17 protein-coding genes are annotated in these 23841 nt (G+C 64.1%); 6 read left to right on the forward strand and 11 right to left on the reverse strand.

Going from position 1 to position 23841, the window contains the following annotated elements:
• Positions 1–3: 3 nt before the first annotated feature.
• The 5 genes from BMI85_RS06035 to BMI85_RS06055 form a co-directional block, all read right to left on the reverse strand.
• A complete protein-coding gene (locus tag BMI85_RS06035; protein ID WP_078600163.1) occupies positions 4–1080 on the reverse strand; it encodes a hydrogenase small subunit in 1077 nt (358 codons plus the stop codon).
• 225 nt (positions 1081–1305) lie between these two features.
• Positions 1306–3570: a carbamoyltransferase HypF gene (hypF, locus tag BMI85_RS06040; protein WP_078600165.1), complete on the reverse strand. Its 2265-nt coding sequence runs from the start codon at positions 3568–3570 to the stop codon at positions 1306–1308.
• 103 nt (positions 3571–3673) lie between these two features.
• Positions 3674–5101, reverse strand: a complete 1428-nt coding sequence (locus tag BMI85_RS06045; protein ID WP_078600167.1) for a nickel-dependent hydrogenase large subunit — start codon at positions 5099–5101, stop codon at positions 3674–3676.
• Positions 5098–6096, reverse strand: coding sequence for a HupU protein (locus tag BMI85_RS06050; protein ID WP_078600169.1), 999 nt, complete (start codon positions 6094–6096; stop codon positions 5098–5100). The genes BMI85_RS06045 and BMI85_RS06050 overlap by 4 nt, the downstream gene beginning before the upstream one ends.
• Positions 6093–7484, reverse strand: coding sequence for an ATP-binding protein (locus BMI85_RS06055; RefSeq protein WP_078600172.1), 1392 nt, complete (start codon positions 7482–7484; stop codon positions 6093–6095). Before BMI85_RS06055 ends, BMI85_RS06050 begins: the two co-directional genes overlap by 4 nt.
• A 257-nt stretch (positions 7485–7741) precedes the next feature.
• Between BMI85_RS06055 and BMI85_RS06060 the strand changes: the two genes are divergently transcribed.
• Positions 7742–9160 (forward strand): serine hydrolase, encoded by a 1419-nt coding sequence (locus BMI85_RS06060; protein ID WP_078600174.1) that lies wholly within the window; start codon positions 7742–7744, stop codon positions 9158–9160.
• Here the strand turns inward: BMI85_RS06060 and cysK are convergent.
• From cysK to BMI85_RS06075, 3 genes are all read right to left on the reverse strand, one after another.
• A complete protein-coding gene (gene cysK, locus BMI85_RS06065; protein WP_078600176.1) occupies positions 9115–10080 on the reverse strand; it encodes a cysteine synthase A in 966 nt (321 codons plus the stop codon). The two genes, BMI85_RS06060 and cysK, sit on opposite strands and share 46 nt — an antisense overlap.
• Positions 10081–10671: 591 nt before the next feature.
• Complete coding sequence (locus BMI85_RS06070; protein WP_078600178.1) at positions 10672–11631, reverse strand: glycosyltransferase family 2 protein; 960 nt, start codon at positions 11629–11631, stop codon at positions 10672–10674.
• Positions 11632–11698: 67 nt separating this feature from the next.
• A complete protein-coding gene (locus tag BMI85_RS06075; protein ID WP_143595008.1) occupies positions 11699–12736 on the reverse strand; it encodes a glycosyltransferase in 1038 nt (345 codons plus the stop codon).
• Positions 12737–13584: 848 nt separating this feature from the next.
• Here BMI85_RS06075 and BMI85_RS06080 point away from each other — a divergent pair.
• The 5 genes from BMI85_RS06080 (at position 13585) to BMI85_RS06100 (ending at position 19337) form a co-directional block, all read left to right on the forward strand.
• Positions 13585–14580, forward strand: a complete 996-nt coding sequence (locus tag BMI85_RS06080) for a glycosyl transferase (protein ID WP_246832496.1) — start codon at positions 13585–13587, stop codon at positions 14578–14580.
• Positions 14577–15566: a glycosyltransferase family 2 protein gene (locus BMI85_RS06085; protein ID WP_246832497.1), complete on the forward strand. Its 990-nt coding sequence runs from the start codon at positions 14577–14579 to the stop codon at positions 15564–15566. The genes BMI85_RS06080 and BMI85_RS06085 overlap by 4 nt, the downstream gene beginning before the upstream one ends.
• A complete protein-coding gene (locus BMI85_RS06090) occupies positions 15563–16543 on the forward strand; it encodes a glycosyltransferase (RefSeq protein WP_078601082.1) in 981 nt (326 codons plus the stop codon). Before BMI85_RS06085 ends, BMI85_RS06090 begins: the two co-directional genes overlap by 4 nt.
• Complete coding sequence (locus BMI85_RS06095) at positions 16540–18981, forward strand: GNVR domain-containing protein (protein ID WP_168174743.1); 2442 nt, start codon at positions 16540–16542, stop codon at positions 18979–18981. The genes BMI85_RS06090 and BMI85_RS06095 overlap by 4 nt, the downstream gene beginning before the upstream one ends.
• A 74-nt stretch (positions 18982–19055) precedes the next feature.
• Positions 19056–19337, forward strand: a complete 282-nt coding sequence (locus tag BMI85_RS06100) for a hypothetical protein (protein ID WP_078520455.1) — start codon at positions 19056–19058, stop codon at positions 19335–19337.
• A 21-nt stretch (positions 19338–19358) separates the two neighbouring features.
• Here the strand turns inward: BMI85_RS06100 and BMI85_RS06105 are convergent, their stop codons facing one another.
• From BMI85_RS06105 to BMI85_RS06115, 3 genes are read right to left on the reverse strand one after another with little or no spacing between them, the layout of a single operon-like run.
• Positions 19359–21182, reverse strand: coding sequence for an ABC transporter ATP-binding protein (locus tag BMI85_RS06105; protein WP_078600186.1), 1824 nt, complete (start codon positions 21180–21182; stop codon positions 19359–19361).
• Entirely contained in the window at positions 21179–22165 is a 987-nt protein-coding gene (locus BMI85_RS06110; protein ID WP_078600188.1) for a hypothetical protein, read from the reverse strand. The genes BMI85_RS06105 and BMI85_RS06110 overlap by 4 nt, the downstream gene beginning before the upstream one ends.
• Positions 22162–23838, reverse strand: a complete 1677-nt coding sequence (locus tag BMI85_RS06115; protein WP_168174744.1) for an asparagine synthase-related protein — start codon at positions 23836–23838, stop codon at positions 22162–22164. Before BMI85_RS06115 ends, BMI85_RS06110 begins: the two co-directional genes overlap by 4 nt.
• Between the last annotated feature and the right edge of the window lie 3 nt (positions 23839–23841).

Consider the following 23841-nt stretch of genomic DNA (forward strand, 5'->3'; position numbering starts at 1 on the left):
GGATTACGCCTCCTCGTTCTTCTTCTGGGCGCGTTTGAGTGCGGAGACGGCAGCGTGAACTGCCACCGCACCGCCGACGACGGCCGCCGTGGTGCCGCCGACCACATCGGCATTCGCTTCGATCCCGAATTGCTTGATGTTGGTGAGCCGGTCGTAGAAGGAGCCCTGATCCCAGAACCCGTCCTCGGAACAGCCGATACAGCCGTGACCCGACTGGATCGGGAACGAGACCCCGTCATTCCAGCGCACGGTCGAGCACGCGTTGTAGGTGGTCGGCCCCTTGCAGCCCATCTTGTAGAGGCAATAGCCCTTGCGCGCGTTCTCGTCGTCCCATGTCTCGACGAACTGACCGGCGTCGAAATGCGGACGGCGGTAGCACTTGTCGTGGATACGCTGCGAATAGAACATCTGCGGCCGGCCCTGACGGTCCAGCTCGGGCATCCGGTCGAAGGTCAGCATGTAGGTAATCACGCCGGTCATCACCTCGGCGATGGGCGGGCAGCCCGGCACCTTGATGATCGGCTTGTCGGTGATGACCTTGTGCACCGGGGTGGCGCGCGTCGGGTTCGGGGCGGCAGCCTGCACGCAGCCATAGGAGGCGCAGGCGCCCCAGGAGATAATGGCTTTTGCGTGCTCGGCAGCGTGGCGGAGTTGGTCCACGAAGGGCTTGCCGCCCACGATGCAGTACATCCCGTCTTCGTTGAGCGGCGGATTGCCCTCCACGGCGAGGATGTAATTCCCTTTGTACTTGTCGATCGTGTCCTGCAGCGCGGCTTCCGCCTGCGCGCCCGCCGCCGCCATCAGCGTGTCGTCATAATCGAGCGAGATCATCGAGAGCACGACATCCTTGGCCAGCGGGTGGGCCGAGCGGATGAAGCTTTCCGAGCAGCAGGTACATTCGAGCCCGTGCACCCAGATCACCGGGGTGCGCGGCTTGGTTTCCATCGCATGGGCGATCTTGGGCACATAGGCCGGGCCGAGACCCAGCGCCGCCGCCGTCAGCGAGCAATATTTCATGAAGCTGCGGCGGGTAATCCCCTGCCGACGCATCACGTCGTAAAAGGTTTCGATCGCAGGCAAAGTGTCCCTCCCTCTGTGATCCCGATGACCGGATTCTCCCTCCTCCCGAGGGGAATACGCATGTGTGATCTCAGGATTGGCAGGTCGGATCCGCGAACAGAACGAAATAATGACAGGATGTCGCAGGCGCGAATTCCTGTTTGTTTCCGACATGTTGCCGGTCAAAACCCCGGTGCGGCGCGGGGCCGAACTGGTACGTCAGTGACCAGCTTTCAGGGATTCCGGTCAGTCTCTTTCCGACTGCGCCGCAGCAATCACCGCCTGCCCCAGTGCCAGCGAGCCGTCATTCGCCGGCAGCGTGCGATGGCTCAGCACCGGCAGATCGCCCAGCGCCGCGCAGGTCAACCGATGCAACAGCGCGTTCTGATAGACGCCACCGGTCAGCACCACGGCTTTCGCGTCTCCGCTTTCGATCAGCGACCGCGCCCGGCGGGCAAAGCCCTGCGCCAGCGCCGCATGGAACCGCAGCGCGATGGTCTCGGGCGCGACCCCTGCAGCAAGGTCGGCGGCGAGCGCCTGAAAAAACGGTCCGGTCTCGAGCACATCGCCCGCATCCGAGAACGCATAGGCCCCGGCCTCCGCCGACTCCCAGTGGGCCAAAGCGTGCGCAGCCAGCGCCTCGAGCCGCATCGCGGCCTCGCCCTCATAGCTCTGCCGCATCGGGCAGATCCCGAGGCAGGCCGCCACCGCATCGAAGAGCCGCCCCGCCGACGACGACAGCGGCGCGTTGACCCCCTTCGCCGCCGCCTGACGCGCCAGATCGCGCGGGGCTTCCGGGAACAGGCTGTCGGCCAGCCCCGCCAGCCCCGCCGCATCGAGCCGCACCAGCGCGTTGCGCCACGGTTCTGCCTGCGCCCGGTCACCGCCGATCAGCGGCGCGGGCTCAAGCCAGCCGCGCCGCGCGAACCCAAGGTAATCGCCCAGCAACAGCTCGCCGCCCCAGACCGTTCCATCGGGCCCCAAGCCGAGCCCGTCGAGCACGATCCCCGCGACCTTGCCGCCCTCCAGCGGCCAACCGTTCTCGGCCATGCAGGCCGCGAGATGCGCATGGTGATGCTGCACCTCGACCAGATGCAACCCGTCGCGCGCGGCCCGTTCGACCCCGTGGCGCGAGGCCCGAAAATCGGGATGCAGATCGACCGCCACGACCTCGGGGCGATGATCGAACAGCGCCGCATAATCCGCATCGGCCTGCTCGAACGCCTCCCATGTCAGCGCCTCGTCCAGCTCGCCCAGATGATGGCCCAGCAGCGCCTGCCCGTTCTTGATCAGGCAGATCGCGGCCTTCATCTGCCCGCCATAGCCCACAACCTGCGGCGCGCCCTCGAACCCTTCGGGCAGCGGCAAGGTGCCCGGCACCTGCCCCCGCGCGCGGCGCAGCACCATCGGCGGATCGGCCCGCACGACGCTGTCATCGAGCCGCCGCGCAATGTCGCGGTCATGCATCAGGAAGGCATCGACGAAGCCAGCTAGCTTCTCCCGAGCCTCACCGTTTCCGATCACCTGTGGCTCGCCCGAGAGATTGCCCGAGGTCATCACCAAGGGGCGCCCCTCTTCCCCCCGCGCCCATTCGCGCAGCAGCAGATGATGCAGCGGCGTATAGGGCAGCATCCAGCCGAGGCTGTCCTGCCCCGGCGCCACCGTCTCCGGCAAAGCCTCCCCCGCCTTTTGCAGCAGCACAATCGGCGCCGCAGGGTCGCGCAGCAATTCCGCCTCCGCTTCCGAAACTTGGGCATAGCGGCGGATGGTCTCGATCTCACCCATCAGCGCGAAGGGCTTGGCGGGCCTGCGCTTGCGCGCCCGCAACAGCGCCACAGCCTCGGCATTGCTCGCATCGCAGGCGAGATGAAACCCGCCCAAGCCCTTCACCGCGACGATGCCCCCGCCTTGCAAAACCGCTCCGACCTCTTCGGCAGGACGCTCCTCCCCGCCCACCTCCAGCCACACCCGCGGCCCGCAATCGGGACAGGCGATCGGCTGCGCATGAAAACGTCGATCCACCGGGTTCTCATATTCCGCCCGGCAAGCCGAGCACATCTCGAAGGGCGCCATCGTCGTTTGCGCCCGGTCATAGGGCAGCGCGTGCAGGATCGTGAAACGCGGCCCGCAATGGGTGCAGTTGGTGAAGGCGTAGTGCCGCCTGCGCCCGTCACCCCGGATTTCCGCAAGACAGTCCGGGCAGGTCGCCGCATCTGGCGTCACCCGCGTCTCGGCCCCCGCCCCTTGCGAGGCCACGATATCGAACCCCTCAGGCGCGGTGTCGAACACAAACTCCGACACCTCCACCGCATCGACCCGCGCAAGCGGCGGTGCCTCATCCGAAATCGCCTCGGCCAAACCGTCCAGCGTCCCCGCCACCCGGATCAGCACGCCCTCGGGATCGTTGAGCACATGGCCCGAAAGCCCGCGCTCCTGCGCAAGCCGCCAGATGAAGGGGCGGAACCCCACCCCCTGCACCTGCCCGCGCACCCTGATCTCGAAACCCTGCATCTTCCTCTTGGCTCAAATATCCCGGGGGTTTGGGGGCAGAGCCCCCATTTTCGTCAACGTGTCTCGCCCTCCGGCGACGGTAGGCACCGCGCCCCCAACTTACTCAATGCACCGTGCAGACCATGCAGGGATCGAAACTGCGCACGATATGCTGCACCGAGACCGGGGTGGTCTCGCCCGCCGCGACCGGCGCGCCGACCAGCGCGGCCTCCAGCGGGCCCGGCACACCCTCCGCGTCGCGCGGGCTGAAATTCCACGTCGTGGGCGCGATGATCTGATATGAAGCGATGCGCCCGTCCTCGATGCGCAGCCAATGGCCCAGCGCGCCGCGCGCGGCCTCCACCAGCCCCGCGCCCTGCCCTGCCTCGGGCAAATCGCCCTGCACCATGAACGCAGCAGCCGGGTCGATGCCTTTCGCCAGCCCCTCCATGAAGGCTTGCGTCCGCGCCAGTTCCAACAGCCGCCCCGCGACGCGCGCCAGCACGCCGCCGCCCGCCAGCGCACGCGCCAGCGGATGCCCGTCCACGACCTGCCGCGCGAGCGCGCCGGTCTCCACCGTCTGCCCGTTCAGCCGCGGCGCCTTGCACCAGCTATAGGCCGCCTCGCGCATCGCCTCGTCGGGCCGTGTCTCACCCTGCCAGGGATGGGCCTGCGCCCCCAGCATCCACGCATGGCTGAGGTCTTCCGTGATCGCGCCGAAATCGACCGCGTCCAAGGCTCCGTCCCACAGCCCGCGCCCAAAGCCATAGCCCTCGGCCAGCGGATAGGCTCCGAAGCTCATATACCGGCCCGAGCCGCGCCCGAGCCGGTCCAGATCCAGATCGGCCGCGATGCGCAGGAAGAGACCCGCATCGCCCGCCTCCCATGCCATCAGCTGATCGACCGTCTCGATCGCACAGAAGGCTTCCAGCGACCCGCCGAAAACAACCTCCTCCAGATAGCGGCGGAAAGCGCGCAACGTCGTCTCGATGCGCACCTTGTCGCGCGGTCCCGGCGCGCGCGTGACGCCGCCGGGCTGGATTGCGAGCGTATGGGGCCATTTGCCCGCCATCAGCCCGAGGATATGCATCAGCTCGGCACGCGCCGCGACCGCAGCGCGCTGCGCGCCGCCCTCGGCGGGGGTGAAGCGCGCCACGGCTGGGTCGAACCACGGCCTGTCCGCATACACGGGGCGGATGAAATCGGGCATGAAGAACAGGTTGAAATGGAACAGATGGTCCGAGACATTCTCGACCGCATGGATCAGCGCCGCCATGGCGGCGCCCTGCGGCGTGGGCTCCAGCCCCATGGCCGCGCCCAGCGCACGTGCCGCCGCCGCCGACTGGCTGATCGAGCAGATGCCGCAGATCCGCGGCGTGATCGTCAGCGCATCGCGCGGGTCCTTGCCTTCCAGCATCCGCTCGAACCCGCGATAGAGCGGCGAGTTCACCCGCGCCTCGGCCACCGCCCCACCGGCGAGATCGAGATGCACTTCCAGATCGCCCTCGACCCGGTTGAACGGGCCCACGACGAGGCGCGGCGTCTCAGTCATCTGCGTCCTTTCGGCTTACGGATCGTCGGCGTCACCTCGACCCGGTCGGCAACCGCATTCTTCGCGATCCGCTCGGGCGTGGCCGCCTTTGACAGCGAGGCGAGCGCCATGAACCACGCCTTGGGCATATCGGTCGGAAGGCCCACCGGGATGCCCGCGATTTTCGGCGTCTCGGTGAAGGAATGGCGCGGTTCCTCGAATTCGGGCGCGGTGCAGTTGATGCAGGGGTATCCGCCCGAGGTGCACGACCCGTCACCGTTCCACGGCCGGATATTGCAATCGCCCACGGCCTGCGTGCCGATGCAGCCCAAGTTCTCCATCATGCAGCCGATATCGGATAGCTCCACCGCCGAGGCCTTGTATTCGTAGAACTCGTTTTTCGAGCAACCGTGATGGACGAGATGCTTGGCATAGAACAAAGGCCGCCCGAAAGCGTCGAGATCTTCCGCCCCCAGCGCGCCTTCATTCAGCAGCAAAAGCGTCTCGGTCACCCAGTCGGGATGGGTCGGGCAGCCCGCCACGTTGATCACCGGCAGGCCCGAGCCCGAGCGAAACTCCACCGGCAGCGCCCCGCCCGGCAGCGCCCCGTCATATTGCACGCCGACCGCATCGGAGGGGTTGCCGCCCGCCGAGGTCACGCCGCCATAAGTCGCGCAGGTTCCCACCGCGACGACATGGCGGGCTTTCGGCGCGAGGCTCACCACCCAGTCGAGCATCGAACGCCCGGTGCCGGACACCATCTGGAACTTGCCCGTCCCACGCGGCCCGCGGGCGATGGAGCCCTCGACGGCCAGCACGTCCAGCGCGATCTCGCCGCTCTCGACCGCCTCGAAAATCGCGCGCACCTCCGCGCCGGTCTCGAGGCTGACGGTCGGGTGCCAGAGGAACTCGATCCCCGCGCCCCCCAGCGTGTCGAAGACATTCGGGGATTCCGCGCAAAGGAGCGACATGGTGCAGCCACCGCAGCCTGCCGCTTGCAGCCAGAGAACCTTCATTCCGCCCCCTCGCCCAGTTCCAGATCGAAGGAGAAACAGGCCCCGCCCAGCGCCGACCCTTTCGGGCAAAGGCGCAGACGCCCACCATGTTCCTCGATGATCTTATGGCTGATCGCGAGGCCTAGCCCCGTGCCCGCCCCCACCGCCTTGGTGGTGAAGAACGGATCGAAGATGGCCTGCGTCAGTTCCTCGGTCACGCCGGGGCCATTGTCACCAACCGACAACGTCCCGCGTCCCTCCATCACGCGCGCATCGACCTCGATCCGGCCGGTGCCCTCTTCCAGCCCCGAGAGCGCGTCGATCGCATTTTGCACGAGGTTCATCACGACCTGTTGGATATGTCCCTGCCGACCGCGCACCTGCAGCGTCCCCGCGCCGGAGAAGGCGATCTCGACCCCGGCCTTGGAGCCGCGCTGCACCCAGTTCGCCGCCACCCGCGCGGTCTCGACCAGATCGAAGACGACCATCTCGCCCGAGCCTTCGGCACTCAGCCGCCGCAGATCTTCGACGATGTCGCGCACCCGTTCGGCCCCGTCGCGCGCGCCCTCGATGGCCGAGCGCAGGTTGCGGATTTCACGGTCGAGCTTCAGCTCCTCGCGCAGGGCGATCAGTGCCTCTCGATCCGCTCCGGCCTGCACTTTCTCGAAATAGGCCTCGAACTTGCCCGCATAGCGTTCCAGCGCATGGGTATTCGCGTAGACGAAGGAAATCGGGTTGTTCAGCTCATGCGCGACGCCAGCGAGAAGACGGCCCAGCGAGGCCAGCTTCTCGTTGCGCACCAGCTGCGCCTGCGTCGATTTCAGTTCTTCGTGGCTCTGCTCCAGCTCGGAATAGGCCTGGCGCAATTCGCCCAAGGGCCGCCCGGTCAGCACGTAGCCCGCGATGCGGGAGCGTTCGTCCATACGCGGGCTGATCGACAATTCCAGCGGCGCGGGCCCTTCCGGCCCGCTCAGCGCCGCTTCGATCGTCACCGGCTTGCGGGTATTCGCAGCCTCCGCCAGCCCGCGATCCAAGGCCTCGACCGAGCGCGCGTCGAACATGCCTGCGAGCTTGCGTCCGTGCCAAGCGCCGGGCGGCTCGCCAGTCAGGCTTGCGACCGAGGCCGAGGTTTCCAGCACCTCGCCCGAGCGCGAAATCACGATCAGCGCATCCGAAACCGAGGCGAGGATCGACCCGAGGAAAGAGCGCAGATCCTCCAGCTCGTGGTTCTGCTGCTCCAGCCGCTCCTGATAATCCACCAGATCGGCATAGGTCCGGTCGACCGCCGAGAGCACATCGAACCAGACGTCTTCGCCCGCCCCCTCATCCGCGCCCGGCGCGTGGCGCAACAGCCCGGCCAAGGTCGGGTCCAAGGGGTGCTGGCTATCGGGTGCGGACTCGCGCGACATGACACTCTCAAAGCCGGGCGCAACGGGCGCCCATCCCTTATCGCTAGCCCATTCGCAGCGCTCAGTCCATGATCTCGGCTCCCACACCGAGGGGCGCATTTCGTGTCAAAAGACACGCCACACCCCAAGATGACCTTCCGTCAGCCCGCGCCTCGCCCTCTTGGCAAGGCCGCGTGCTTTGCCAAAACTACAGCGCGAACGGAACCAGGCGGGTGACTTGGCGCGTCCGGCGCGGCGGGAACCCGAGGGAGGACGAGATGCGGGGATGGAAAGCGGTGCTTGCCGGGATCGGCGGGCTTGTCGTGGTGGCGGTGCTCTACGCGGTGATCGTGCCGCCGGAGCTGCTGCGCGTCGGCGCTGGCTATAGCGCGAAGATCACCTGCTCAGCGGAAGCGCTGCAAGGCCGCGACCCCGACGAAGTTCTCGAAACCGATGTGCAAGCGCCGGGCAATCCGTTGCTGCGCGCCTTCTGGGTCAGCACCGACCGCCAGGCAGGCCGGGTCCGGGCCGCCTTCGCCGGGATCATCGCGCCGACGACCGCCGAGGAGCGCGTGGGCCTCGGCTGCGCCACCTTCCCCGATGGCAATCTGGCCGCCGCCCGCGATCAAAGCGCCCCCTCCGCGCCCGGCCCCAGCACGAGCGCCGCCCTCTGGCCCACCGGTGCGCAGACCGACCTGACCGGGCAAGGCCGCTTCGAAGCCGTCTTGCGCGACGATGCGCTGACCGGGCCGGGGATGCGCGCGGTGGTGGTCATCAAGGATGGCAAGCTGGTGGCGGAGCGCTACGGCGATGGCTTCGATGCCGCGACGCCGCTTCTGGGCTGGTCGATGACGAAGACCGTCACCGCGGCCCTTGTCGGCACCGCGATCGAGGCGGGCAAGCTGCGGATGGACCAAAGCGACCTGCTGCCCGAATGGCAGGGCGACGACCGTGCGAAGATCACCGTCGCGCAGCTGATGTCGATGTCGAGCGGGCTGCGCTTCAACGAGGATTACGGCGACGTCTCGGATGTGACGCGGATGCTCTATCTCGAGCCGGACATGGCGAAATTCGCAGCCTCCCAGCCGCTCGATCATCCGCCGGGCACTCATTTCAGCTATTCCAGCGGCACCGCCGTGCTGCTGTCGCGCATCTGGCAAAATGCGGTGGGCGACACCTCCACCGCGCTCGCCTGGCCGCGCCGCAAGCTGTTCGACCCCCTCGGGATGAGCTCGGCCACGCTCGAGACCGACGCCTCCGGGACCTTCGTGGGCAGTTCCTACCTCTACGCCACCGCGCGGGACTGGGCGCGTTTCGGCCAGTTCCTGCTACAGGATGGCACATGGGATGGGCGGCAATTGCTGCCCGCCGAATTCGTGCAGCGGATGCATGCGCCCGCCCCGACCGACGGGGTCTATGGGCAGGGCATGACATGGCTGGCTGGCCCGAGCGATCAGCAGAAAGCGGGCGATGACGCGCGGTTCGGGCTGCCCGCCGACACCTATTGGCTCGAGGGGCATGACGGGCAGACCGTCACCGTGATCCCCTCGGCCGATATGGTCGTGGTGCGGATGGGACTGACGCCGTCGGATCTGAACTACCGCCCGCAGAAGCTGGTGGGGGCATTGCTGGAGGCGGCAAAGACCACCACTCAGGCCTCGTCGAACATCCCCTCGAACAGCGCCGAAGACAGGTAACGCTCGCCCGAATCCGGCAGCACGACGACGATGGTCTTGCCCGCATTCTCCGGTTCGTGCGCGAGGCGCAGGGCTGCAGCCGCAGCCGCGCCGCAGGAGATCCCAGCAAGGATCCCCTCTTCGCGCGCCAGCCGCCGGGCAGTCTGAATCGCCTCGTCATTGCTGACCTGCTCGATCCGGTCCACGAGATCCATGTCGAGCACCTTCGGCACGAAGCCCGCCCCGATGCCCTGAATCTTGTGCGGACCGGGGTGCAGCGCCTCGCCCGCACGGGCCTGCGTGAGAACCGGGCTCGCCTCGGGCTCCACCGCGACCGAGATCACAGGCAGACCCTTTTCCTTTTTCAGATAGCGCGAAACGCCGGTGATCGTGCCGCCCGTGCCGACGCCCGCGACGAAGATATCGACCACGCCATCGGTATCCTCGAAAATCTCCGGCCCCGTGGTCTTCTCGTGAATCTCGGGGTTCGCGGGGTTGTTGAACTGCTGGAGCAACACGTAGCGGTCGGGATCGGAGGCGGCGATCTCCTCGGCCTTGGCGATCGCACCCTTCATGCCCTGCGCGCCTTCGGTCAGCACGAGCTTCGCGCCATAGGCCAGCAGCAGCTTGCGCCGTTCGATGCTCATCGTGTCGGGCATGGTCAGCGTGATCGGGATGCCCCGCGAGGCGGCGACGAAAGCCAGCGCGATCCCCGTGTTGCCCGAGGTCGGCTCGACGATCTCCTTGCCGGGACCGAGCACGCCGCGCTCCTCGGCGTCCCAGATCATGTTCGCACCGACGCGGCACTTCACCGACCACGCCGGGTTGCGCCCCTCGATCTTGGCCAGAACGGTCGCGCCCGCGCCCTCGGTCATGCGGTTGAGCCGCACCAGCGGCGTGTTTCCGATGCTGAGCGAATTGTCTTCGTAAATACGTGCCATGCGCGCGCTCCCTTCCTGTCATTTGCCGCGCCATCAAAGAGCAACACGCGCGGAAGGGAAAGACGAAAGCCTCGCATCGCTGCGAGGCTTCCACTTCTTTACCGGGCAACTGGCAGCACCCGGAGCTTTCCGAACGCCGTTATGAGAAGGCTAAATCCGGCGGACAGTACGAGCCGTGTCCGTCATAATCGTCATCCTTGTGTCCGCGACCGCGGCCGCCATGCGTCAGATCTTCGAGAGACCCCAAATGTTTCAATTTGGGTCGCTCATACCGGATGGCGTCATTTTTGCTTCGAGAATTTTCAATCACCACATATACCCCCACGTTTGATTGAATATAGAAAGGGTTACACAGCTCTGATGAACCGCTAGCGGTTTTTGCGGCGATTCAATCCGCGGTTGCGCGCGCATTAAAAAGTCACCCGAAAATGCTTAAAAAACGCGCATTTACGGGCTGGATTCCTGATTTTAATGGAATTGCGATCGGCGGCGGCTGGCCGAAACCCACTGCGCAAGACACGAGGGAATCGCCTGACCGTCAGCTATTCGCGGCGGAACGTTCTGCTTTCACACACTTAATGCGTGTTAATTTCAGTTACTTACTCTCGGCAAAGTGGCATCTACAGAGGAATGAGCGCGGCCGACAAAGCGCACGGCATTCCGCTTCAAGATCGCCTTTGGCTGGAAATTCCCCGGAACCCCGTTCGCCGCAATTCCCGCCTTCTGGAGCGCCTCGATCCGTGCCGAACGCGGTATCCGCAGAACCTCGCCAGCCAGAAATGCGTCCTTCGCCTCTGGCGAGGTTCGGCCCCAGATCGCCCGTTGAAGCCGCGTGATTGACGCCTTGAGATCAAGCTCGCGACGCAGCCACCCTTTGTCGAGGCCCAGATTGCGAGTGGTCGATGTCTCGTTCTCTGCCCACGCGGCCAGCCGTTCGCGACAGACATAGACAGGTTCGGAGATCAGAGCCGTGCGCAGATATTCCTCCAGCGTCGGGATCGTATCGACCTTCACCGCCAGACTGCCCTTCATATTTCGCGACCAAAACAGCGCACCGTTCGACACGCCGATCGACCCGAAGATCGCCAGATGAACCTCTTCGGGCCTATAGGTGCGCTCGTCATAGACATCATCGAAAATGCCCTTGTCGCCGAGACGGGCGTTGGGCGTCCGGCTTTCATGCTCGATGACCTGGCTCAGCATGCAGAGGTTCACCCCCTGCTGGGTGCAAATCTCGTGTCCGCGCGCAAGGTAGTCCGGGAAGACTTGGTTGTCGTCTTCCAGCATGCAGAAGTAATCGGCCTTGTAGGGGTTCTCCTTGAGAAAGCAGTCATCGAGATTGCGCGTCATGAATTTCTGCGGGCGATTCTGCACATAGTGAACCCGCGGGTCGCCAATCTCTTCGACCATCGCACGACCGCTCGCATCGGGGCAGTCATCGCGCACCTCACAGGCCCAGTCCTCGAAGGTCTGCGCCTGAAGCGTGCCTATGGCACGCCGCAACAGGTCGGGGCGCCGATAGGTCGGCATTCGCACGAGCGCTAACGGCATTGGAACACCTTCCTCGTCGAAAAGAGGTCTGACCGACCGCGGCACGCCTGACGTTTACAGTTCGGCATCACGCGATCCTCTCAAACAAGTTCAGAAAGCGTCGCGCGCCGCGCTCGAGGGAAAGCTCGTCGAGGATGTATTCGCGCGGCTGATACTCCGGCAGCCGCGCCCAGAAGTCCTCGAACCGGTCTTCCATATTCGCACGCGTCCAACGCAGCCCGCATCGATCGTCAAAATAAGGAACGGCCGAGACTTCCAAGCCTTCGGGGACAAACTTGGCACCGAGCGGGTCGACGAGTTCGCCCTCATCCCACGCGAAGACCGGAACGCCGGAAGACATCGCCTCCTGATAAGCAAGGCCTTGGGTTTCGTGCTCGGTCACGAAGATCAATGCACGCCCCTTGGCCAAGGCGCTGCGATACTCGGCCAACTCGTGCTCGCCATATTTCAGCTCGACCGAACTCAGGCCGCGGCGGTCGAGCATGGCCCGCAGCGGCTGCATCGTATCCGCCTCGCGCGCGGCGTGGTTCCAGCGGATCTTGTTGTAGATGACACAGTCGATCTGCTTGCGGTTCTCGGCCAGAAGCGGCCAGCGGTCCGTATCGATCCCGACGAACATCGGGGCCATTTTCGCGGCGACCTGAGGTGTATACAGCCGAATGGGCCATTCCGAAGGCTGCGTCACGATCTGATAGTTCCGCTCAGCCAGCATCGCCTCGGCGCGGTCCGGATAGGGAACCCAGCCGGGCCCGAACAGGGTCGGATTGGGCAGATCGACATCGCTCCAGACGGACTGATGGCCGGCAATGGCGATCGGTCTGTCCGGTGACCGACGGGCGAGCGCGAAATCATTGATCCGAACGTCATACCCGTTTCGCCGCAGACTTTCCGTCAGGTTCAGGAACGCCGTGAAGAACCCGGTATAGGGCTGCTTGCGCTTCAGCTTGCGGTAGCTGCGCCGCGCAACCCCGCGCAGCTGCGAGAGCTGCCGCCCCAGAGGCATTTCCCAGGCGCGCATCTCATAACCGTCATAGAAGACGGGAATAACCTTGTCCGTGAAAGCTGCCCCAGCCAACGTCCACCTTCCCCTTCGCGCTGCGATCACGCCGCAAACCGAAGTGGCTTTTCAGAGATCACATGCCCCGCACGCAACGCCCTATGCACTTCAGATGTCCTCCTAGGGTTTCCATGACGCGCCGCTCCGAGCCAGCCCGCAGGCAATTCCCGCCACTCGTGCAGCCATGGACGCACAATCACTCAGCAGTGAAGGGTGCAAAAGATGCCAAGCGCCTATTCAGCAGGCATTTTGTCGACAACCCACTAACGAATTCCCGCAAACCCCATTTCTGAATAGGCAACCAACCGGGTTTTCTCAGACCGCGCGTCGAAAGGACTCTCATTGCGTAAATAGAATCGCTACCAAAGCGCCAAGCAGCCTCGCTGCAGTGCAGAAAGCGCCGCCGATTATTCGTTCACATTACGCACAGTTTCTAAGCGCCTTGGATATTCGCGCGACGTTTCCGCATGCCGCGCGGTAATTCGGCAAACCTGCCCTCCTTAGCATTTGACCGGAAACTGCCCAGATCGAAGCCTGATTTTGCGGTGGTTGGTTTTCGTCCGCTCCGCGCCGCGTTTCAGGCGATCTGGAGGAAGTTGAATGACTCGAAGTGGGCCCGATGCGAATGTCCCGCCCCCGCAGACTGACAGTCACGCGGACCATGTGCAGATCGGTGACTGCCACGCCGTTGATCGCGCGGCAGCGTGAGCGCAGGGAAGACGGCTTTCAAGATGCGTTTGATCTACCTCGTTCATGACCTCGATGATGCCGCGATCTGGCGACGCGTTCAGATGTTGCGCGCTGGCGGCGCCGAGGTGACGCTTGCGGGGTTCCAACGCTCAGCGCGGCCACTGCCGGAGCCTGCGCTCGTCCTCGGGCATACCGCCAATGGAAAAATGACCCAGCGCGCGCTCTCGGTGCTCAAGGCCCTCCCCGGTCTCGACAAGCAGTTTCCGACGCTCCAGGAGACTGACGTCATCATCGCTCGCAATCTCGAAATGCTCGCGCTCGGCGCGGTTCTCAAGCGACGCGCACCGGCGGTACGTCTCGTCTACGAACTGCTCGACGTGCATCGCCTGTTGTCGGGGAACGGTCCGGCGTCCAAGGCAATCCGCGCCATTGAAGCGGCGGCGCTCAAATCCGCATCGGGGCTTCTGTATTCGTCAGAGGGGTTCAAACGCGGCCACCCTCAGCCGTTCGAGAGGCTCGCCCCGCATCTGTGCCTGATTGAAAACAAGCCGCTCGCGCTTGATCCGGCAAAGCTTCGCGAACGCGTGCACCCTCTGGAGGGGCCGCTGCAGATCGGCTGGAATGGAATTCTCCGGTGCCGCTGGTCGCTGGACACGCTCGACGCGCTCACTCGCAACGCACCGGGACATTTCCGGGTCAAAATGCGCGGACGTCCGGCGCTCGATCAACTCCCGGATTTCCATGAGCGCGTCGCAGCAAATCCCGATCTCGAATTTGGCGGTCCCTATTCCGCGCCCGATGATCTCGATGAGATTTACGACGCGGTCGATCTTGCCTGGCTGATCGACCGTTACGAGGCCGGAGAGAATTCGGACTGGCTGCTGCCAAACCGCCTTTATGAGGGCTGCCTGCATGGCGCGGTTCCGGTGGTTCTGGCGGGAACCGAGGTCGCACGACGCACCGAAACTCTCGGCATCGGGGTTCAGGTGGCAGAACCGTCGAGCGCGTCGGTCGCGCAAGTCCTCAGCGGTCTGAGCAATGCGGATATCCAGAGGTTTCGGCAAGCGGTCGCTGCAAAGCCGCGCTCCACCTGGGAGGCGGGTCACGCAGAATGCCGCGCGCTCGTGTCCTGGTTGGCCGATCTTCCTACAGCTCGCGCGTCTCGAAAGGGCGCCACGCATCTGCGGGAGGCGCAATCGTGAGCCGCATCCTCATCGTCATCCCCACGCTGAATGAGAGCGACCATATCGCCTCGGTCATCTCGGCGCTTTTGCCCTTCGCGCGCGCCCAAGACGCGACCGTCATAGTGGCAGACGGCGGATCGACGGACGGGACCTGCGCCATAGTCGAGAAAATGGCACAGGAAACGCCGCAAATCGTCCTGCTGCACAACCCCGACAGGCTGCAGGCCGCAGCGGTCAACCTCGCCGTGGAGCGCTTCGACGACGAGGCGGAATGGTTGATCCGTGTGGACGCACACAGCGCCTACCCGAGCGATTTCTGCGAAACGCTGATGAACGAGGCCATCGACACCGGCGCCGACAGCGTCGTCGTCCGTATGCATGCCGAAGGGGTGTCCCCACTACAGACCCAGATCGCGCGGGCTCAGAATTCTCGTTTCGGGAATGGTGGGTCGGCACATCGCGGCGCAGGGGAAGGCCGTTGGGTCACTCACGGACATCATGCCCTGTTTCGGCTGAACGCCTTTCGGTCGGTCGGGGGCTACAACACCACATTCAGCCATAACGAGGATGCGGAACTCGATCACCGCCTGATCCGCGCGGGCTTCAAGATCTGGCTGACCGCGCGCACCTTCGTCCGCTACTTCCCGCGCAAATCCCTGCGTGATCTCGCGTCGCAATATTTCCGGTTCGGCAAGGGACGCGCCCGCACGCTTGCTTTGCATCGCGAACGCCCGGCGATGCGACAGGCGATCGTCGCGGCTCTGGCACCGGCACTCGCTCTTGTCGTGCTGGCCCCGCTGCACCCGATCTTCGCCCTACCTGCGATCGTCTGGCTTCTTGGCTGTGCGGTTGCTGGACTGGCGATCGCGATCCAGACGAAGCGACTGGCCAATCTCACGGCGGGCCCGATCGCGGGCATCATGCATCTGGCCTGGTCCACGGGGTTCTGGGCGCAGATTTTGGGCAATAGCATGCCAACCATCGGTCGCGGGGTGCCTGAGTGACCAATCCTAAGCGCAAAGACAAGATCGGCATTGGCCTGTGTACTTATCGTCGCGAAATCGTGCGCGACACCCTCGCCTCGCTTGCCGAAACGCTCCCGCCGGATCTCGATATCTGCGTCATCGTCGCGGATAACGATCTTGAACCCTCTTCCGAAGAGCGGGCTCGTTCGGTGCCGCTTCCCTTCGAACTGCACTATCTGCACGCGCCCGCCCATAACATCTCGATCGCGCGCAATGCGGTTCTCGACGCGGCCGAGGCGCAAGACTTGGACTGCCTCGCCTTCCTCGACGATGACGAGCGCGCCCTGCCCGGCTGGCTCCCCGCCCTGATGGAGGCGCGCCAATCCGAAGAGAACGCCGCGGTGATCGGCCCCGTGCGCGCCTACCACAATGACGCGGCCCCCGAGTGGATGCGCGCAGGCCATATCCACGACACCCTCGCCGAGCTTGATAGCGAAGGGCGCGTGCGCGCGGGCTACACCTGCAACGTGTTGCTCGACCTGAAACACCCCGCCGTCTCTGGCCTGCGGTTCGATCCCGAATTCGGTCGCAGCGGCGGCGAAGACACGATCTTCTTCGACCAGATCAAGCGCCGCGGTGGGACACTTGCCTACGCCCCGGAGGCTTGGCTGGAAGAGGATGTGCCTGCTGAACGCGCGCGGATTTCGTGGCTTTTCCGGCGCCGCTTCCGCATGGGCCAGACCCATGCCGTTCTGGTCTCGCAGGGCAAGAGCTTCGCTGCACGAATGATCGAACTCGGACGCGCCGGCGCGAAAGCACTCGCCTGTCTCGGACTTTCGCTGGGCCACGTCACCGACCCCCTGGCGCGCAACCGAAATCTGATGCGCGCAGCCCTGCATATCGGCGTCGTCTGGCGACTTGCCGGCGGAAGCCGAACGGAAATCTATGGCGGCGCATCTGCCGATGCCACGCAAAACACAGCCTCAAGGCGCAACGCGCGAGGAACGACCTCTTGAGACAGACGCAATTCAAATTCGCAGATACGAGCAACGATCTCGAGCGGCCGATCTCGAAACCGCCCGAGACTGTAACGCTGGGCCAGCTCACACGTATCCTGCGTCGTCGGCGGTGGTCGATCATCGTGCCCGTCGCGATCCTCGGTATCCTCGGGATCATCTATCTGGCGACCACGCCGCGCAGTTACCTCGCCAATTCACTGCTGCTGCTCGACGCGAATATCAGCCGTTCGATCGAACAGCTCGGGGCTTCGGAGAGCAACAATCTCAGCGAGTCCGCGCTTGAGGATGCCCGGCTGATCATCCGCTCCGACCGGATCTCGCAATCGGTCGTGAAGGAGCTCGACCTTCTCGACAATCCCTCCTTCACGTCGCCGCCGAGCTCGCTGTTTTCCCGGCTGATCGGCGGTGCGATCAATACGATCCGCACACCGATCAACTGGCTGCGCTCGAAGCCCGAACCGAGCGGCACAAACACTCTGACGCCCGAACAGATCACCGCCGCGCGGCAAGACCTCGCCGCGCGCGCCTTGCAGGCGCGCATCGATGTCGGGCGTGTCGGCAGAAGCTCCGTGATCTCTATCAGCTACGAGTCCTACGATCCGGCCATGAGCGCCGCGATCGTGAATTCGCTCGCCGAGGGCTACATCGCCGATGTCCTCAACGCGAATTTCGAAGCGACCGAACGGACGACGAACTGGATGCAGGACCGGCTGACGGAGCTGCAAAATCAGGCTCAACAAGCCGCGCTCAATGCAGAGACCTTCCGGGCCGAGCATGGGCTCGTCTCCTCGCGCGGCGTTTCGATGACAAAGGATTCCGTCGTCCAGCTCAATGCCGAGATGGCCAATGCGGTCAGCGATGTGGCCCGCGCGCGGGCGCGCGTCGATACCTACAACCAGATCATTGCCGGTGGGGTTCAGGCTCTCGTCGATGGTGGCTCCACCGGGGTCGGCGGCGGGAGCGACCCGGCCCTGCAGCAAGCCCGCGATACGCTCACCGACTCGCTGGCGATGCTCAATCAGATCAAGACCAATTTCGGCGAAGATCACCCGCAGTATAAGGTCGTCCAACGGCAGGTTCAGGCCGCTGCGGAACGCCTGTTCACCCTTCTCAAGCAAGGAAGCGCACAGGCGAAGAGCGATCTTTCAAGCGCCGAAGCGAAGGTCGATGCGCTCAAGAACAGCCTCGGCCTCGCGATCGACAGCGACACGAGCTCCGGCACCGTGGAGGTCCAATACAGCGCGCTGCAGCAACGCGCCGACACGCTCTCGACGCTGTACCAGGCCTTCCTGACGAAGTTTCAGGAGATCGAACAACAGAAATCCTTCCCCGTCTCGAACGTGCGGATCCTGACCAAGGCGGACGTGCCGCGCAACCCGGTCGGCCCGAGCACGAAGCGCGCGCTTGCGATCTCGATCGTGCTCGGGTTGATCATCGGGATGATGATCACGGCCTGGCAGGAATGGCGGGAGCGTTTCCTGCGTACCTCGGATGACGTTCAGGACGAAACCGGTGGACCGTTCCTCGGCTATCTGCCGGAGTTCGAAACCTCGGCGCAGTCGGAACCGGTCCGATCGATCACAAGCACCGCCGTGTTCCAGAACCTGCGGGACGGGCTCGCCGAGAATATCTCGAAACCGAGAAACGGGTCGCATTCGACCAGTGAAAGCGCCATTTACGCCGTGCGCCACCCCAGATCTTTCTTCGCGGAAACCTTGCGCAGCGTGCGGCTCGCCGCAGAAATCCGCGCGCCGGTCGAGACCGGGGCAATCGTTCTGGGGGTCACCTCCGCACGTCCCGAGGAAGGCAAATCGACGGTGTCTCTCAATCTGGCTGCCGTGCTCAACATGTCCAACGCACGGGTGCTCTTGATCGATAGCGACATCCGGCGCCCGGGCCTCAGCCAGCGCCTCGACTTCCGCCATGGCGACGGACTTGTCGAAGTGCTCGCCGGCCGCGCGCCTTGGCGCAACTTGGTACGTGAAGTGGAAGGCACCGGTGTGCATATCCTGCCATGCATTCCGCCGAACGGCTTCACCCACAGCGCCGAGCTGTTGTCCTCGCGCGGCATGCGCGAGTTGATCGCCGAGGTGCGCAGCGAGTTCGATTTCGTGATCATCGACCTCGCCCCGCTCGGCGCAATCGTCGATGCGCGTGCCATGATCCCGAACCTCGACACCGTGCTCCTCGTGGCAAGCTGGGGCAAGACGCCGAAGTTGATGCTGAACCGCATCCTCTCGGCCAATGCAGCGTTGCGCGAGCGCCTCTTGGGAACGGTGCTGAACCGCGTGGATATGGAAGATTTGCGTGACTTCGTCGATGTCTCCAGCACCGAGGCCTATTTCGAAGATTACAACGGGTATTTCGGGGATCCGGGAAAAAGCTGGGACAAGCCCGAAATGCGCGGCACAAATACCAACACACGCAACAATTGAATTTCAAATGCTTGACCGGTTATTATCGAGAAGGTAACCGCTGGAGCCCAGCCCAAGTTTCGGAGTGCCAAGCCATGCGCTTGATGCCATTTCTCGTCGTCCTGACTCTTGTCACAATCATCGCTGGCGCGGTCGGGTTCTGGAATGGCATGTCTTTGGGAATGGTCGCGATTTTGTGTATTGCGATCTTCTTTCTCGGTCAGATCCTGTACGTCGGCCTCGTCGCCATCATGACCCGCGAGGAAACGGCCCGGAGAAAGAATCAGGGGCGCGCGCAAGCCGGTCGCGAGGCTTCGGACGACAATACGACGTCGCAAGTTTCGCGCGGCGCCTACCTCAATCAGGAAAATCGCTGAGCTTCAGCGCACCGTTTAATGTCACACCGCGCGGCTCGTGCTGCGTTCGGCATCACGCATTTTCATGAACCTTGCGTCGGGCTTGGTGCGCAGGATCGCAGGCGCACCGCTTTCGACGATCCGACCCTCTTCCAACGCGAAAACCATATCCGCGAATTCGACCATCGAATAACGATGCGCGATCGTGAGAATTGCCATCGGGGTCTCGATTTTCGCAAGGTTCGCCACGATCCGGTTCTGACTTTGCCAGTCGAGCGCGCTCGTCGCCTCGTCGAGGATCAGCAGCTCGGGCTTTCTCAGCAAAGCGCGTGCCAGCGCGATCCGCTGACGTTCTCCCCCTGACAACAGCACGCCACGCTCCCCCAGCAGAGTGTCGAGCTGCGCGGGAAGCGAGAAGACGAAGTCCGCGGACGCGACGCGGAGGGCCGCCTCCATGTCCTTCTGATCCGCATCCGGCGCGCCAACCTGCAAAGCTTCGCGCACCGTCATCGGTGGCAGATAGGTGTCCTGCGTGACGTATGAAATCCGGTGCCGCCAGCTCCGGATATCCATCGGATCGAGGTCTTGACCGTCGATGAGGATCTTGCCGGTCTCGGGCCGGATGAGGCCGCAAATCAGATCCGCGATGGTCGATTTTCCAGAGCCCGACGGCCCAATCAGCGCCGTCACCTCGCCCGCGCGAACCGTAAGGCTGACATCCTCCAAGGCACGCGGCAGGCCTTCGCCGTGACGATAGGATACGTTTTCCAGCCGGATCTCGTGCCACGGCGCGCGCGTCGCGATCGGCAATCCCGCTGCAACGTCGCGCTGGCGGATCATCTCACCCTGGACATTTCGAATGTGCTGCCACCCCGGTAAATTCACCAGGAACATCTGCGCCTGCTGCTGAAGCGTCATGAACCGCGGGGCCAGCCGCATCATCACGAGCAGCAAGACGACAATCTCGGAAATCGCGAGGCCGAGCTGCACGAGCGACAGGTAAATGAAGATCACCGCGCCGATCGCCTGGGCGATCTGGAAAATCCCGGAGCCGGTCGCGGTGCGCCGCGCGAATTCGCGCGTGTCCGTCCGCTCCATATCAAGGATCGCGTCGAACCCAGCAATCTCCGCCTCTTCGAGGTTCATCGCTTTCGCCGTCTTTAGCCCCGACAGGAAACCCGAGACCGCACGAAACTGATCGCGCCGGAGCCCCTGCAGCTTCACTCCGTATTCCGCAGACATTTTCCGGTAAGGCCTGAGCGCAAGAAAGGCGACGACGCCAAATACGGCGGATAACACCGTCATCGGCACCGAAATCATCAGCCCCAGCGCCACGTAGAGCACAAGCGATGCAGAGCCCTGGATAAGCGACATCAACAACATCGACGCCATCCGAACCCGCTCCACCTCGCCGACCAGCGCATGTTCCAGATCGGCGTTGCGCTGGCGAACCAGATGATCCCACCGGCTCTCGGCGATGGCGGAAAACAAACCATGCCGCAAGATCGCGGAGAACCTCAGCTGGATGTCGGTGACATAGACTGTGCGCATCCGGTTGAACAAAGCCTGCAGAATGAGAAAGCAGACGAGCATCGAGAGCAGCACGGCGAGCGGGAGCGTGAAGGCGGGAATCGTCACTCCCATGAATTCGCGCTCAGTGATCTCAATGATCGGCGCGCCTTCCTCCGAACGGGACACGAGGCTCAGGATCGGCAGAAGCAGAAGGACGGAAATGCCCTCGCTGAGGCTACTCAGCATCAGCATGCCCAAGGCAATATAGAGCTTGTTGCCCGCCGCACGACGCATCGTCGTAAAGAGGTTGCGCGCCTCGCTCAGAGACGCTCTGGCGGAGAGAACGTCGCTCAATCCTCGTCTCCGGTCATTGCGCGATCCGTATTCAGATCGGCGCGAATGGCATCTGCGAGGGTGGTCATGGCGTCAAGCGTTGCGGGAAGGCGCAAGATGCGGACTTTCACCCGCCCGGCAAGCGAAACGGCGTCCCGGAAATGGCGATTGGCCGGCTCTCCCGACAGCAGGTTCTCTCCGAAGCGAACTCCGTAGGAGAACCGCAGGATCGCGGGTAGCGACTGGTTGGCGGCCACGTCGGCTGTGGAAGCCATCTCGTCCTCTCCGCGTTCGAGAATATAGAGACGCACGGCGGGAGCCGCATATTCTGCCGTCGCATCGCGAGGAAGCTGCACCCGCTTCTTGTCGATTGCCGCATGCACATCGCCCCGGGCGACGGACTTCTGCGGCCGGTGCGCCTCAAGGGCCGCGTCGGACAGCTTTACCTGTCCGAAGCCCGACAGAACCTCCCCGTCCGGCGTAAAGGCGACGAGGTCATCCGCAAGGAGCTTGCCACCGGCATTCAGCAATGCCGCCGCGGAGGTCGACTTCCCCGTGCCCTTGTCCGCCATCAGAACGACGGCCTGCCCCCCGAGGGCGACCGCACTCGCATGCAGGACGAAATGCCCCTGACGCCGGAGCGCCTCGAACAGGATCGGGCCAAGCAGCGGAAACGCGATGAGGTCGTCGCTGACACTCTCCGCGGGCTCGCAGAGAATTTCCGTACCGTCGAGATTGACGGAGAAGGCCCCGACCGTTTGCCAGTAGAACCGTGTTTCCGTAGTGCCGAACTCGTACCAGGTCGGGAAAGATCTGGCGTTTTCGGGCAGTTCCACCGGCGCACGGCGAATGCGCAAGCTGCGCGGTTCTGCAACCGAGCCGGGCACGACAGAGGCCAGTTCCGGGAGTTCAATATCGGAAACAACCTGCATGCCATATGTGCTGTAGGAATATGCGGGGGCGCCGAGCCCCTGCGCGGCTTCAATATGTTCGAGTTCGGTCACGCGTGGACCTCCCTTATCGGTTCTATTCCAGATGCAATCGGTTGGCGGGCGCGTTCTTCCCGCGCGAGCCACATGTCGAGCCACGCAGCGCGCCAGAGCTGCATGACCTCCAATCCACCGGCATCGGCGGAGGTGTCGAACAGCGCCCGCGCGGTCTCTTGAAGGCGCGCGATATTGACGTATGGCTCAAGTCGTTCTGGCGGGTTGTCGATATACCGCCGCAACTGTCCCTGCGGATCCTCGCGCATCGCGCGGCGATTGTTGGCGGTGAAGTCGACCTTCGTCGATCTCAATCGGACATGCTCCGGCAGGATGCCTTTCATCGCATCGCGCATCAGCGCGCGCGGCTGTCCGTTCTTTATCTTGTCCACATCGGATCGGTTTACGCAAAGCTCGACGACGCGCCGGTCGTAGAACGGGAACCGCAACTGCAGCCCCAAGGGGCGCGTGGCTCGATCAAGCAGCTCGAACGCGCTCGGCGTCAGATCCCCGGCGAGCGCGCGCGCATGCGTCGCAAACCCAAATGGCATGTCCGAATAGAGTGCGGTGCTCGCGGCTTCGGAACGCGCGCGCAGATCCAAACGCGAAACCAGCTCCGGCGCGACGATGCTGAACCAATCCGGTTGGGCCGGATCGCTCGAGCTGAAAAGCCGACGCTGCAACCGACCCGCCAATTTCGCGGCGCTACGGTTTCCGCCGTGGCGCGCATAGGCCATCACGAAGGACGCGACCGCACCACGCCCCCCCGCGAACCCATGCAGCTTTCTCAGCAACGTCCAAAGCTTTGCCCATTCACCCGACCGGGCGAGTTCGTTGAGATAGGAGAAGGACGCGCCACCGATGACTTCGTCGCCGCCATGCCCGTCGATCAAAATGGCATGGCCATCCGCGCGCGCCGCGGAACAGATCGTATGCGTCGTCACCATGCCAAAGCCCGGAAACGGCTGTTGCTGGTTCGTGAGGAAAAGGTCCGAAAGCGTTGGATCGAGTGCTGTTCCAACGCCGCCATTCAGCATCGTGGGCCGGAAGTTTCCGGCCTCCAGAACGGCATCGATATATTCGCCCTCATCGAGTTCAGGCGCAGAGGGAAACCGCAGCGAGTAGGTCGGGAAAGGCTCTGACGACAATCGCGACGCCAGGATCGCCAGCGAACTTGAATCAAGGCCCCCGCTGAGCATCGCGGCGGCGGAGCCCCCGCTCATTGCCTCGCCGGTGGCGTCCGAGAGCGCATCCCGCAAGGCCTCGTCAGTTTGCTCGGCCGCGCTCAGGTCGCGGGGCTCGAGGCTCCACCACGTGCGCTGGGGCGACAGGGTGCCATCGCGATAGTGCATCAGTTTTCCCGGAGGCAAACGAACGATATCTTTCCAAGCCGTGCGCGTCTGATTGGTCAGCTGTCCCGAGAGATGTTCGGTGATCCAAAGGACGTCGTGCTCCGGACGGTCTCCGGTCATCGCGATGACGGCTTCGGGATCGCTCGCCAACGCAAGCCCGCGCGCATTGGCCCGATAGACCACAGGCTTGAGACCAAACCGGTCCCGGACGACGACAAGAGTTGCGCGCTTTGGATCCCAGATTGCGATCGCGAAAGCCCCCTCGAGCACATGGCCGAGCTCGTCGTCGAAGCGATCATAGGCTGCGGCAACAAGTTCGATGGCCGAGCTGTTCGGCGGCATCGC

This window comes from Thioclava sp. DLFJ4-1, assembly GCF_002020145.1.
Taxonomy (GTDB): Bacteria; Pseudomonadota; Alphaproteobacteria; order Rhodobacterales; family Rhodobacteraceae; genus Thioclava; species Thioclava sediminum.